Source organism: Pseudomonas tehranensis, assembly GCF_014268615.1.
Classification (GTDB): domain Bacteria; phylum Pseudomonadota; class Gammaproteobacteria; order Pseudomonadales; family Pseudomonadaceae; genus Aquipseudomonas; species Aquipseudomonas tehranensis.
Genome location: NZ_JABWQV010000137.1, coordinates 1 through 12,615 on the forward strand (window position 1 = coordinate 1; position 12,615 = coordinate 12,615).

A 12,615-nucleotide genomic window follows, 5' to 3' on the forward strand; every position below is an offset into this window, starting at 1 on the left:
TTCGCGAGCAAGCCCGCTCCCACAGGGAATTTGCTTGATCTGCAGCTTCAGCATGCACTGAAGCCCTCTGTGGGAGCGAGCCTGCTCGCGATGGCGGCCTGACTGGCCATACAATCTTTCCCCGACAAACGCTCCATTACCGGGCAACCCGCTTTGATTCGGTGCAATAAATCCCTGCCCCACGCGTGCAGCCCGTCGTTTGCCCAGTAAATCCGCATCCTCAAGCCACTTGGCACAACCACTGCATAGCCTCTCTCACCATACATAAAGCCACGCCTCCAACGATGAAGGCGGTGCTTCCCGAGAGAACGGGACCAGGACAAAGGCGTCCTCGCTAGCTTGCTAGCGGGACGCCTTTTTTTTTGTTTTCGTAAAAATTGCCGAGCCAGCCCGAACGCCGTGATGAACGTGACGAAACCGGTCTGGGCTTGCGGAGAACCCTGATGAAAAAACTCAAACTGGTGATGATCGGCAACGGCATGGCCGGGGTTCGAACCCTCGAAGAACTGCTCAAGCTGAGCAATGAGCTGTACGACATCACGGTGTTCGGCGCCGAGCCTCACACCAACTACAACCGAATCCTGCTCTCGCCCGTGCTCGCCGGCGAGCAGACGTTTGAAGAGATCGTGCTCAACGATCTGAGCTGGTACCTGGACAACAACATCAAACTGCTGCTCAACCGCAAAGTCGTGGAGATCGACCGAATCAAGCGCCGGGTCATCGCCGAAGACGGCAGCGAAGCCGAATACGACCGCCTGCTGATCGCCACAGGCTCCACGCCGTTCATCCTGCCGATTCCCGGCAACAGCCTGGAGGGTGTCATCGGCTACCGCGACATCGCCGACACCCAGGCGATGATCAACACCGCCAAGACCCACAAACACGCCGTGGTGATCGGCGGTGGGCTGCTGGGCCTGGAAGCCGCTAACGGCTTGAAACTGCGGGGCATGGACGTGACCGTGGTGCACCTGGGTGAATGGCTGCTGGAGCGTCAGCTGGACAAAACCAGCGGTCAGTTGCTGCAAACCGCCCTGGAAAACCGTGGCCTGAAATTCCGCCTGAGCGAACAGACGCAAGCCCTGCACGACGCTGGCAATGGTCGGGTTGGCTCGGTGCAATTCAAGAACGGTGACATCATCCCGGCCGACCTGGTGGTGATGGCGGCCGGTATCCGCCCCAATACCGAACTGGCGGAAAAGTCCGGCATCCCTTGCAACCGCGGGATTCTGGTCAACGACACCATGCAAACCTACGACCCGCGCATCTATGCCATCGGTGAATGCGCCAGCCACCGTGGGACCGCCTATGGCCTGGTGGCACCGCTGTTCGAGCAAGCCAAGGTCTGCGCCAACCACCTCGCGCAACTGGGCTTCGCCACCTACAAGGGTTCAGTGACCTCGACCAAACTCAAAGTCACCGGCATCGACCTGTTCTCCGCCGGGGACTTCATGGGCGGCGAAGGCACGGAAACCATCACCCTTTCCGACCCTATTGGCGGCGTCTATAAAAAGCTGGTGATCAAGGACGACGTGCTGGTCGGCGCCTGCCTGTACGGCGATACGGCAGATGGCGGCTGGTATTTCCGTCAGATCCGTGAGAACCACACCATCAGCGAAATCCGCGATCACCTGATGTTTGGCGAAAATGCTTTGGGCGACGTAGGACACCAAGGCCAGGACAAAGCCATGAACATGGCCGACACCGCCGAAGTCTGCGGCTGCAACGGCGTGTGCAAGGGCACCATCGTCAAGGCGATCCAGGAGCATGGACTGTTCAGCGTCGATGACGTAAAAAAACACACCAAGGCCGCCAGCTCCTGTGGTTCCTGCGCCGGTTTGGTGGAGCAGATCCTGATCAACACCGTGGGCGGCGCGGCGGACGTCAAACCGAAAAGTGAAAAAGCCATCTGCGGTTGCAGCGACCTCAACCACGGGCAGATTCGCCAGGCGATCCGCGACCAGCATCTGCTGACCATCGCCGCAACCATGAGCTACTTGAACTGGCGCACCCCGAACGGCTGCGCCACCTGCCGCCCGGCGCTCAACTACTACCTGATTTCCACCTGGCCCGGCGAAGCCCACGACGATCCGCAGTCGCGCCTGATCAACGAGCGTGCCCACGCCAACATCCAGAAAGACGGCACTTATTCCGTCGTCCCGCGGATGTGGGGTGGCGTGACCAATCCGTCTGAACTGCGGCGCATTGCCGACGTGGCCGACAAGTACAACGTGCCGATGGTCAAGGTCACCGGCGGCCAGCGTATCGACCTGCTGGGGATCAAAAAGCAGGATCTGCCCGGAGTCTGGAAAGACCTGGACATGCCGTCCGGCCACGCTTATGGCAAATCCATCCGCACCGTAAAAACCTGCGTGGGCAGCGAGTTCTGCCGCTTTGGCACGCAGAATTCCACCCAACTGGGAATCGAACTGGAGCACGACCTCTTCAACATGTGGTCGCCCCACAAAGTGAAGCTGGCCGTGTCCGGTTGCCCACGCAACTGCTCGGAAGCGGGCATCAAGGACGTCGGCATTATCGGCGTCGATTCCGGCTGGGAGATGTACATCGGCGGTAACGGCGGGATCAAGACGGAGGTCGCCGAATTCTTCGTCAAACTCAAGACCGCCGAAGAAGTGCGCGAATACAACGGCGCATTCCTGCAGTTGTATCGCGAAGAAGCCTTCTACCTCGAACGCACCGTGCACTACATGCAACGGGTCGGCATGGAGCACATCAAGAAAGCGGTACTTGAAGATCCGCAACGACGCAAAGCCTTGCATGACCGCCTGAAGTTCTCCCTGTCGTTGGAACAGGACCCATGGAAAGAACGCCTGGAACAGCCCCAGCTGAAGAAAGAGTTTGAAGTCATCCCCGTGAAAAACCTGGAGGTGCCGGCATGAACTGGCTGGATATCTGCGCACTGGAAGAGATCAACGCCCTGGGCTCGCGCATCATCAATGGCCCGAAAGGCGATATTGCGATTTTTCGTACCAGCGACGATGAGGTTTTCGCACTCGATGACCGCTGCCCGCACAAGGGTGGCCCACTGTCCCAAGGGTTGATCTATGGCAAGCGCGTGGCCTGCCCGCTGCACAACTGGCAGATCGACTTGGAAACCGGCCAAGCCCAAGCCCCAGATGTGGGTTGCGCTCATCATCATTCGGCGCGGGTCGAAAACGGCCGGGTGATGCTGGCCTTGCGGGAAGCAAGCTGATGAGCCGTCAAACCACCGCCTCGACCTGCTGTTATTGCGGGGTCGGTTGCGGCGTGCTGATCGAACATGACGACGAGCGCATCCTCGGCGTCAGTGGCGATCCCGCCCACCCGGCCAACTTCGGCAAACTGTGCAGCAAGGGTTCGACCCTGCACCTGACCGGCGACCTCGCCGCGCGCGCCTTGTATCCCGAACTGCGGCTGGGCAAGGGCCTGTCCCGAGCGCGCACAGACTGGGACAGCGCGTTGGATCACGCGGCCAGCATCTTCGCCGATACCATCGCCGAACACGGCCCCGACAGCGTGGCGTTCTACATCTCCGGGCAACTGCTGACCGAGGACTACTACGCCTTCAACAAACTCGCCCGGGCGCTGGTGGGCACCAACAACATCGACAGCAATTCCCGGCTGTGCATGTCCTCCGCCGTGGTGGGCTACAAGCGCAGCCTCGGTGCCGATGCGCCGCCCTGCAGCTATGAAGACCTGGAGCTGAGCGACTGCGTGATGATTGTCGGCAGTAACATGGCCTACGCCCATCCGATCCTGTTTCGCCGCCTCGAGGAAGCCAAGTCCCGCCGGCCACAGATGAAAATCATCGTCATCGACCCACGGCGTACCGACACCTGCGACCTGGCCGACCTCCATCTGGCGATCCTGCCGGGCACCGATGTCGCATTGTTCCATGGGATTTTGCATCTGCTGTTGTGGGAAGACTGGGTCGACCGCGATTTCATCAAGGCCCACACCGAAGGCCTGGCGGACCTCAAGAACCTGGTGCGCGACTACACCCCGGCCATGGTCGCCCAAATCTGCGGCATCAGCGTCGAGCAACTGCACCAGTGCGCCGAATGGGTCGGCACGTCGCCCAGCTTCCTGTCGCTGTGGTGCATGGGTTTGAATCAATCCACCGCCGGCAGTGCGAAGAACAGCGCGTTGATCAACCTGCACCTGGCCACCGGGCAAATCGGCCGGCCGGGCGCCGGGCCCTTCTCGCTGACCGGTCAACCCAATGCCATGGGCGGTCGGGAAACCGGTAGCTTGTCGAACCTGCTGCCGGGTCATCGCGACGCCGCCAACGCCGAACATCGCGCCGAAGTCGCCCGCTACTGGGGTGTTGAGCAATTGCCCGCGACCACGGGTTTGAGCGCCATCGAACTGTTCGAACAGGTTCGCAGTGGCAAGATCAAGGCGCTGTGGATTGCCTGCACCAACCCCGCGCAGTCGATGCCTGACCAGACGGCGGTACGGGAGGCCCTGCAAGCCTGCCCATTCGTGGTGCTGCAAGAGGCCTTCCGGACCACCGAAACCGCCGCGTTTGCCGACCTGCTGCTGCCAGCGGCCAGTTGGGGCGAGAAAGAAGGTTCGGTGACCAACTCCGAACGGCGTATTTCCCACGTCCGCCGGGCGATTGCCGCACCGGGCGAAGCACGACCGGACTGGTCGATCACAGTGGACTTCGCCCAACGCTTGGAGAAACGCCTGCGCCCGGGTCAACCCAGCCTGTTCGCCTTTGAAACCCCGGCCCAGTTGTTCGATGAATACAAGCAACTGACCCGTGGCCGCGACCTGGACTTGTCCGGTATCAGCCATGCGCTGATCGATCAACTCGGTCCTCAGCAATGGCCCTTCCCGCAAGGCGCCAGCAGCGGAACACCGCGCCTGTATCTGGACGGAATTTTTCCAACCGACACTGGCCGCGCGCGGTTTGTCGCAGAGCCGTATCGAGCCGCCAAAGAACTGCGCGATGCCCGTTACCCGTTAACCCTCAACACGGGCCGACTGCGGGACCAATGGCACGGCATGAGCCGCACCGGCACCGCAGCGCAATTGTTCGGCCATGTGAACGAAGCCGTGCTCAGCCTGCATCCTGACGAACTGCTTCGCCATCGCCTGCAAGCCGGTGACCTGGTCAGCCTCAAGAGCCGCCGTGGCGCCGTGATCGTGGCGGTGGACAGCGACGACAGCGTGCGCCCCGGCCAGGCGTTTCTGCCCATGCACTGGGGCGACCGTTTTCTCAAGGGTGGGGTCAATACCCTGACGCAACCGGCCTTCGACCCCCTGTCAAAGCAACCGGAACTCAAACACAGCGGCGTGCGCCTGGAACCGGTGAACCTGCCCTGGCAGCTTTTCGCCCTGGTCGAAGGCGATGTTCAACAGCACTTGGAGACTTTGCGACCACTGTGCGAGGCGTTTGCCTACGTCAGCCTGAGCCTGACTGGGCGCGAACGTCCCGCGTTGCTGATTCGCGCGGCCAGCGCGGTCGCCCCCGAACCGCAGTTGCTGCAGGCGATCGACGAGCAATTGGGGCTGATCGAAGGGCCGGTGCTGGCCTATGACGACCCGCGGCGGTCCATCGGTAAACGCGTGCGAATCGAGAACGGTCGCATCACCGCCATTCGCCTGGCCGGCGAAACCCTGGCCCGCCACTGGCTGCAAAACCTGTGGCTGGAAGGCCGCGCCGATGAGCAGTTGCGGCGCTGGCTGCTAGCACCTTTGAGCGCCCCACCAGGCAATGCCGGCGCCGCCGTTGGCGGCAGCAAAACACTGTGCAACTGCATGAACGTCAGCCAGCGTGCGATCTGCGCCGGCATTGAACGTGGCCTGGACTTGCAAGGGCTGAAACAGGAGCTGGGCTGCGGCACGCAATGCGGCTCCTGTGTACCGGAAATCAAACGCCTGCTGGTTGCCACCGCGCAACCAGTGGCCGCTGTCTCGTGAGGAAAAGCACTATGAACGCAAAAGTCTGGCTGGTAGGTGCAGGTCCTGGCGACCCTGAATTGCTGACCCTCAAAGCCGTGCGCGCCCTGGGCGAAGCCGACGTGGTGTTGATCGACGATCTGGTCAACGATGCGGTGCTGGAGCATTGCCCTGGCGCGCGGATCATCGCCGTGGGCAAGCGCGGCGGATGCCGTTCCACGCCCCAGGCTTTTATCCATCGGCTGATGCTGCGTTATGCCCGGCAGGGCAAATGCGTGGTACGCCTCAAGGGCGGCGACCCGTGCATCTTCGGCCGGGGTGGCGAAGAGGCGCAGTGGCTGCGCGAGCATGGCGTCGAAGTGGAGCTGGTCAATGGGATTACGGCCGGCCTTGCGGGTGCGACGCAATGTGATATTCCGCTGACGCTGCGTGGGATTGCCCGGGGCGTCACGCTGGTCACCGCCCACACCCAGGACGGTAGCAGCCTGAACTGGCAAGCCTTGGCACAAAGCGGGACCACCCTGGTGGTGTACATGGGGGTGGCGAAACTGAGCGAGATCCGCGAACAACTGCTGGCCGGAGGCCTGGCGGCGGACACGCCGGTGGCCATGATCGAAAATGCCTCCCTGCCCCATCAGCGTGATTGCCGCAGTGATCTGGCCTCAATGGAAGCCGATGCAGGCGCATTTCAACTCAAAAGCCCGGCGATTCTGGTGATTGGGGCAGTGGCGGGTGCTGCCGAATTGGAGGGATCGCAACCTGCGTGGGTCCAGGCTTCAGCGCTGTAGCAATAACACAAGCGCCACCGAACCTGTGGGAGCAAAGCTTGCTCGCGATGGGGTAGGGTCAGCAACATTCATACGGGCTGACACACCGCTATCGCGAGCAAGCTTTGCTCCCACAGGTTTGGTGTTTTTAACCAACTGAACTGTGGCGCCCCCCTCATTTCCCAAATCGCAGGCAAAGAAAAGCCCGGCCTAAGCCGGGCTTTTCCAAAGCTGTGGGCTAATTACTTAGCTTCGGCTTCAACTTCTGCTTCTACGCGACGGTTTACAGCGCGGCCAGCGTCAGTAGCGTTGTCGGCAACTGGGCGGGATTCGCCGTAGCCAACAGACTGAACGCGGGACGATTCAACACCGTACTGGTTGGTCAGAACGTCTTTAACGGCGTTTGCACGACGCTCAGACAGCTTCTGGTTGTAAGCGTCAGGACCGACGGAGTCAGTGTGACCTTCAACAGTGGTGCTGGTGGATGGGTACTGCTTCATGAAATCAGCCAGGTTCTTGATGTCGCCATAGCTGTTTTCTTTAACGACCGACTTGTCGAAGTCGAACTTGACGTCCAGCTCAACACGTACGACTTCAGCAACAGCTGGGCAGCCATCAGCATCAACAGTTACGTTGGCTGGGGTGTCAGGGCACTTGTCGACGTTGTCGCACACGCCATCGTTGTCGCTGTCGGAGCAGACTTCAGCCGGAGCTGGAACTGGAGCAGCAGCAGGCTTGGAGCCGCCACCGAAGTTCACACCGATACCGACGCTTGGAGCCCACTCGGTGTCGCCCTGGTCGATGTTGTACTGAGCTTCAACGCCGGCACGGGCGTAGAAGTTGTCAGTGAAGTACAGCTTGGCACCGCCGCCAACGTTGGCGAAGGTGGAGCCGTTGCGACCGCTACGGCCGTTCTGACCGATGCTCTGATCGGAGAAACCAGCCGATACGTACGGACGCAGCATGTCGCCTGGGTTGTTGAAGTGGTACAGAGCGTCCAGGGCAGTGTTGGAGCCCTTGATGTTACGACCGTCGTCGGAACGTGCGTTGTGCACTTCGTCGTAAGCCAGACGCAGCTCAACGTCGTCGGTCAGGAAGTAGCCGATCGAACCGCCGAACAGGTTGCCGTTGTTCTTGAAGTTACGAGCGCTGTCGAATTGTTCTTTCTTGGCGAAGCCTTCGATTTCAACTGCGCCTTGGCCTTGTGCCAGAGCGCCGAACGAAGTGGCAGCAATCAAAGAACCAATGGCAAAGCCCAAGGTGTTTTTCAGTTTCATCCGTTAAATCCCCATCTGGTGATTGTAAAGCAGTCCCGCAAACCGGGGGACAACTCGGCGACAAGTCTATCAGAACTTGCCTACACGTAAGAGATATTTGCGCCGAACTAAGTTTCAGCAATACCCGCAAATTTCTCACGCAATTTATCAAGAGCGCGCTTGTAACGCATTTTTGTCGCGCTCAACCCCATGTGCATTATGTCTGCGATCTCTTGGAATTCCAGCTCTGCGACAAATCGTAGCACCAGAATTTCCCGGTCGATCGGGTTCACATGGACAAGCCAGCGATCCAGCCCACCTTTTTCCTCTGGTTTGGGCGCCTTTTCTTCAGACGCTTCCTCCAGAGGGTCCAGGCTCAAAGCATCCATCAAGCGACGCTTTCGCCGTTCCTTGCGGTACTGCGTGATGCATTCGTTGTACGTGATGCTATAGAGCCATGTCTTGAACTTCGATTTCCCCTCGAAGTTCTTCAGGCCATACAGCACCTTCAACATCACCTCCTGACAGACATCGTCAGCATCACGATCGTTCCCCAGATAACGCGCACAAACGTTAAATAATGTTCTCTGGTAACGGCGCATCAATTCTTCATAAGCACGCGTTACGTGGAAAAGTTCCGTATGCGCGCGCGCGACCAACTCCTCATCGGAGAGATCACGGGGGTCGTAGCGCGTGGATAGCGATTGGGGTTTGTTCAAAACAAGTCGGGCCGACAGTCTAGGTCAATGTGCGCCGCAGCCTGCCTTAACGGGCATTTTGCGGCGGCATACATTAGCAGGGTTTGCCGGGTTAGCGGCTACTCACATGCTGCTCGAGCAGGATCCGATTGGAGAGCGATACCAATTCGCCCTCCTCGGTCAGCAATGTGGTCTTCACCGTGCCGATCTCTTCGATCTGGCCTTCGACCTCGCCAACACGCACTTGTTGCCCAACCTCATACAATTCACGCACATAGATTCCCGCAAGAATCTGGCCGGCGATTTCCCGGCTTCCCAACCCCATGGCCAGCGCAACCGCCAGACCAACGGTAATCAATACGATGACGATCACATGGTTGAGCAGGTCAGTCTTGACCTCCAACTGGCTGATCGCGACCGAAATACTGATGATGATCACCAGGCCCTGGGCAATTCGTCCCAAGCCCTGGGCGTAGTCAAGCCCGACACCTTCGGCCGCGCCACGCACCAGCCCGTTGGCCAATTGCGCCAGCAGAACGCCCACCAGCAATACCAGTGCGGCACCGAAAACCTTCGGCAAATACAACGCAAGCATGTCGAGCGTAGCTGAAACTCGCTCAAGACCAAGGGATTCAGCCGCAGAAACCAGGAAAATCAGCAGAACGAACCAGTAGACGATCTTGCCGACCAAGGTCGAGATCGGCACCTGAATGCCACCGCGCGACAGCAGCTTGGTCAGGCCGGTGCCGCCCATCAGGCGGTCGAGCCCCAGTTTGGCGAGCAGTTTTGAAAGCAGGGTGTCCAGCAGCTTGGCCACCACGAACCCCAACAACAGCACCACCAGGGCGCCGAAGAGGTTGGGGATGAAATTAGCCACCTTGGTCCACAACGCGGTCATTGCCGTGACGAGGCTCTGGGTCCAGAGATCAAGTTCCATATTCAATCAGCCTTATCAGCGGTGCGAGTAACAGGTTTACGACGGGAAACCGGCGAAACATGGGCCGACCCGTTATTCAGGGCAATCATCAGCGCGGGCAACCAGCGGCCCAGCAGGCTGAACAGATCGCCGGCGCCAACCTGGCGATTGGCGGTTTTCAGTACACGTCCCAGGCATGCATCGTCGTCCCGGCTGGACGGCGAAGCCTTGAGCATGTCGCGCAAAGACTGTTCAAACGGATCGTGCATACGCACCTCTCGTGATGTCTGTGAAAGACGCGATCAAATTTCGGCAGGTCACATGGCGCCCCGTCACACCCAGCGCAAACGGCGGAACAACCACCACTGCCCGAGGGCCACGCCGACCATCAACAGGCATGCAACCAGGAAGCCATAAGGGCTTTCGGAGAACGGAATACCGCCGACGTTGATGCCCAAAAGACCGGTGAGAAAACTCATCGGTAGAAAAATCCCGGTGATGATACCGAAGCGGTACATGGTGCGATTCATGCGCACCGACAGACGCCGGTCCTCGGCCTCCAGCACAAGCCCCACGCGCTCTCGGGTCAATTCCAGCTCTTCGAGGTAGCGGGTCAGGCTGTTGTTCAATTCATTCCAGTAATCGCCATCATCCTCGACAAACCACGGCAGTTTGAGCCGTGTCATCTGGCCGAAAATATCCCGCTGGGGGGCCAGGAACCGCTTCAACCCGGCCGCCCTTCTGCGAATGTGCAAAATGGCATCATGCTCGGGGGTATACCGTTCGTCGGTATCAATCTTTTCTTCTTCGCTATCGACGATTTCCGAGAGCTGGGTGACCAGATCCTGCACCTTATTGGTCAGGTACTGCGCCATATAAAGGATGAGTTCCGACGCGGTCCTTGGCCCCTCGCCTTCGGCCAGTTGCGTCAACAGTTCATCGGTGGCGCGCAACGGACGCAGGCGCAGGGAGATCACTCGCTGGGGGGACGCGAAGATCCGCACCGACACCATGTCCTCCGGTTCAGCGCCCGGATTGAGGTTGACGCCCCGCAGAAACAGCAGCAGTTCGGCGTTGGGCAGCGGCAACAGGCGCGGCCGGGTGTTCTCCTCCAGCAGCAGGTCGCAGTTGAATTCGCTCAAGCCACTGGATTTGCGCAGCCAGGTGTGGGTTTGCGGATGACTGCGATCCCAGTGCAGCCACAAGCTTTCGTGGGCCTGTAACTGCAAATCGTCGAGTTCTGTCCGGGCTATCGAACGCGCGCCACCATTACCGTCCAGCACCAGGGCATGCACCAGCCCCCATTGCGCGTTTTCTTCCTCGAACATCCTCATCCCTTATGGCTTTGACGCTTCATTCAGGCATTTTCAGCGGGCTAGGCGAAACAATCACGCCGTTGTTGTCCGCATAGACATACTCGCCTGGACGAAACGTCACGCCGGCAAAGGTCACCGCGACATTGAGATCGCCGATGCCACGCTTGTCGGTTTTCATCGGATGGCTGGCCAGGGCCTGGACACCAAGGTCTGTCTGGGCGATGACGTCGACGTCGCGGATGCAACCGTAAATCACCAGCCCTTCCCAGCCGTTCTTCGCCGCTTTCTCGGCCAGCATGTCACCCAGCAGTGCCCGGCGCAGCGAGCCGCCGCCATCGACCACCAACACCTTGCCGTTTCCCTTGAGTTCCACCTGCTCCTTGACCAGGGAGTTGTCCTCGAAGCACTTGATGGTCACGATTTCGCCGCCGAAGGAATCGCGGCCACCGAAATTGCTGAACATCGGCTCCAACACTTGCACCAACTCCGGGTAGGCGTCGCACAGGTCGGGCGTGAGGTAATGGTTCATTGAACAACTCCTGTAGAGGCTGGAACGTCAGGCTGAGTGAGCAACCGTTTGTGACCGGAACCGCGTATCGCGTCATATCTTAGCCGCAAGCCGACAAGAGCGAAATGCCCTTGTCAGAGCCTTCGCTTCAAACCGCCTCGGCCAGCCTGGATGGATCCGCCAGTAGCGGTGCATGCTGATCTGCCAGCCAGCGCGCCACCAGCGGCCAGACCTCAGCATGGGCCGCTTTGCTGACCAGCATCTCGACATGACCGAAATCGTCGGTAAAGCCCTGCTCCCGGCCCAGGCAGACAAACTGTTTGTGCGCAGAGCCGACCTGCTCGAAAAGTTTGCGGCAAGCCCAGGTCGGGTCCTGCTGGTCGCCGGTCGCGCTCACCGCCAGTACCGGCACCTGCACATCGGCCAGCCCCGCCCACCAGTTCTTCTGCGCATCACCGAAACGCCCGAACAGGCCATACCAGCGCATGCTCTCCAGCGCCAGGCCGATGGGCTCGTCCTCCGGGCCGCGCTTGAGCCGCGAACCGGACAATTGAGCAAAACGCTTGAGAATGAAACGTCCGCTCCATTCCACCGGTGGGATCTTCAGCGGCCAATAGGTGCGGCTGACCTGGGCGCCAAAAAACGCCGCCGAAGCCACAGCCGGCTCGCCCAGATAGTGGCCTCCCAACGCGGCCGCCAGGGTGATGCCGCCCAAAGAGTGGCCGATCCAGTGTGGCACCTGCCCGCTCTGCTCACGCACGAAGGCGCCGATAGCCGGCAGGTCGTAACGAGCGTAATCGGCCACGCGGTTCTTGCGGTAGTCGTGATTGCGCTGGGACAGGCCATGACCACGCATTTCGGGAATCCACACGTCAAAGCCCAGCCGCGCAAGATAGGCCCCCAGTCCCAGGCCCTTGGGCGAATACCAGAAGCGCCGGTTGGAAAAACTGCCGTGCAGCAGGATCACGGGAACGCCGCGAACCTCGCTGCCGTCGGCCATGCCCAGTCGGGTGACGGCCAGTTCAACGCTGTAGTCCGGGCTATTGCCGGGCTTCAGACGATAGACATCTTCGCTCAGATCACCACGCCGCTCGGCGCTGATCAGGGCGACAGGAAAAAGGTTGCTGCTGCTTTGCATAATGCTCTTGCACAAAAAAGGGCGGCATCCGCCTGGAGCCCGCCCTACTTCAATCAAAAGGGGCCTATGGGTCAAGCCGCGCAACCTGTGGGAGCGAGCCTGCTCGCGA

The 12,615-nt window shown here is 60.0% G+C and carries 11 protein-coding genes; 4 read left to right on the forward strand and 7 right to left on the reverse strand.

What is annotated here, in order from left to right:
* The first annotated feature begins 443 nt into the window (after nucleotides 1-443).
* The 4 genes from nirB to cobA are packed head-to-tail and all read left to right on the forward strand — an operon-like array spanning nucleotide 444 to nucleotide 6,695.
* Nucleotides 444-2,897: a nitrite reductase large subunit NirB gene (nirB, locus tag HU811_RS18065; protein WP_186657310.1), complete on the forward strand. Its 2,454-nt coding sequence runs from the start codon at nucleotides 444-446 to the stop codon at nucleotides 2,895-2,897.
* Nucleotides 2,894-3,211, forward strand: a complete 318-nt coding sequence (gene nirD / locus HU811_RS18070; protein WP_092401770.1) for a nitrite reductase small subunit NirD — start codon at nucleotides 2,894-2,896, stop codon at nucleotides 3,209-3,211. Before nirB ends, nirD begins: the two co-directional genes overlap by 4 nt.
* Entirely contained in the window at nucleotides 3,211-5,928 is a 2,718-nt protein-coding gene (locus HU811_RS18075) for a nitrate reductase (protein ID WP_186657312.1), read from the forward strand. The genes nirD and HU811_RS18075 overlap by 1 nt, the downstream gene beginning before the upstream one ends.
* Nucleotides 5,929-5,939: 11 nt before the next feature.
* Nucleotides 5,940-6,695, forward strand: a complete 756-nt coding sequence (gene cobA / locus HU811_RS18080) for a uroporphyrinogen-III C-methyltransferase (protein WP_186657314.1) — start codon at nucleotides 5,940-5,942, stop codon at nucleotides 6,693-6,695.
* A 221-nt stretch (nucleotides 6,696-6,916) separates the two neighbouring features.
* Here cobA and HU811_RS18085 read toward each other — a convergent pair whose 3' ends face one another.
* From HU811_RS18085 to HU811_RS18115, 7 genes are all read right to left on the reverse strand, one after another.
* Nucleotides 6,917-7,951 (reverse strand): OmpA family protein, encoded by a 1,035-nt coding sequence (locus HU811_RS18085; RefSeq protein ID WP_092401779.1) that lies wholly within the window; start codon nucleotides 7,949-7,951, stop codon nucleotides 6,917-6,919.
* A gap of 107 nt (nucleotides 7,952-8,058) precedes the next feature.
* Entirely contained in the window at nucleotides 8,059-8,649 is a 591-nt protein-coding gene (sigX, locus tag HU811_RS18090; RefSeq protein ID WP_042729583.1) for an RNA polymerase sigma factor SigX, read from the reverse strand.
* 91 nt (nucleotides 8,650-8,740) lie between these two features.
* Entirely contained in the window at nucleotides 8,741-9,565 is an 825-nt protein-coding gene (locus HU811_RS18095) for a mechanosensitive ion channel family protein (protein WP_047227144.1), read from the reverse strand.
* A gap of 2 nt (nucleotides 9,566-9,567) precedes the next feature.
* On the reverse strand, nucleotides 9,568-9,813 hold the full coding sequence (locus HU811_RS18100; protein WP_014337331.1) for a hypothetical protein: 246 nt from the start codon (nucleotides 9,811-9,813) through the stop codon (nucleotides 9,568-9,570).
* A 63-nt stretch (nucleotides 9,814-9,876) separates the two neighbouring features.
* Nucleotides 9,877-10,872, reverse strand: a complete 996-nt coding sequence (gene cmaX, locus HU811_RS18105; protein WP_047227143.1) for a divalent cation transporter CmaX — start codon at nucleotides 10,870-10,872, stop codon at nucleotides 9,877-9,879.
* A 25-nt stretch (nucleotides 10,873-10,897) separates the two neighbouring features.
* A complete protein-coding gene (rraA, locus tag HU811_RS18110) occupies nucleotides 10,898-11,389 on the reverse strand; it encodes a ribonuclease E activity regulator RraA (RefSeq protein WP_047227142.1) in 492 nt (163 codons plus the stop codon).
* A gap of 127 nt (nucleotides 11,390-11,516) precedes the next feature.
* Complete coding sequence (locus HU811_RS18115) at nucleotides 11,517-12,506, reverse strand: alpha/beta fold hydrolase (protein WP_186657316.1); 990 nt, start codon at nucleotides 12,504-12,506, stop codon at nucleotides 11,517-11,519.
* Nucleotides 12,507-12,615: the final 109 nt, after the last annotated feature.

Excerpts from the sequence above, each read along its gene's own strand:
- rraA (WP_047227142.1), bottom strand. The coding sequence starts at position 11,389 with ATGAACCATTACCTCACGCCCGACCTGTGCGACGCCTACCCGGAGTTG.
- nirD (WP_092401770.1), top strand. The coding sequence starts at position 2,894 with ATGAACTGGCTGGATATCTGCGCACTGGAAGAGATCAACGCCCTGGGC.
- HU811_RS18095 (WP_047227144.1), bottom strand. The coding sequence starts at position 9,565 with ATGGAACTTGATCTCTGGACCCAGAGCCTCGTCACGGCAATGACCGCG.
- cmaX (WP_047227143.1), bottom strand. The coding sequence starts at position 10,872 with ATGTTCGAGGAAGAAAACGCGCAATGGGGGCTGGTGCATGCCCTGGTG.
- HU811_RS18085 (WP_092401779.1), bottom strand. The coding sequence starts at position 7,951 with ATGAAACTGAAAAACACCTTGGGCTTTGCCATTGGTTCTTTGATTGCT.
- cobA (WP_186657314.1), top strand. The coding sequence starts at position 5,940 with ATGAACGCAAAAGTCTGGCTGGTAGGTGCAGGTCCTGGCGACCCTGAA.
- nirB (WP_186657310.1), top strand. The coding sequence starts at position 444 with ATGAAAAAACTCAAACTGGTGATGATCGGCAACGGCATGGCCGGGGTT.
- HU811_RS18115 (WP_186657316.1), bottom strand. The coding sequence starts at position 12,506 with ATGCAAAGCAGCAGCAACCTTTTTCCTGTCGCCCTGATCAGCGCCGAG.
- HU811_RS18100 (WP_014337331.1), bottom strand. The coding sequence starts at position 9,813 with ATGCACGATCCGTTTGAACAGTCTTTGCGCGACATGCTCAAGGCTTCG.
- HU811_RS18075 (WP_186657312.1), top strand. The coding sequence starts at position 3,211 with ATGAGCCGTCAAACCACCGCCTCGACCTGCTGTTATTGCGGGGTCGGT.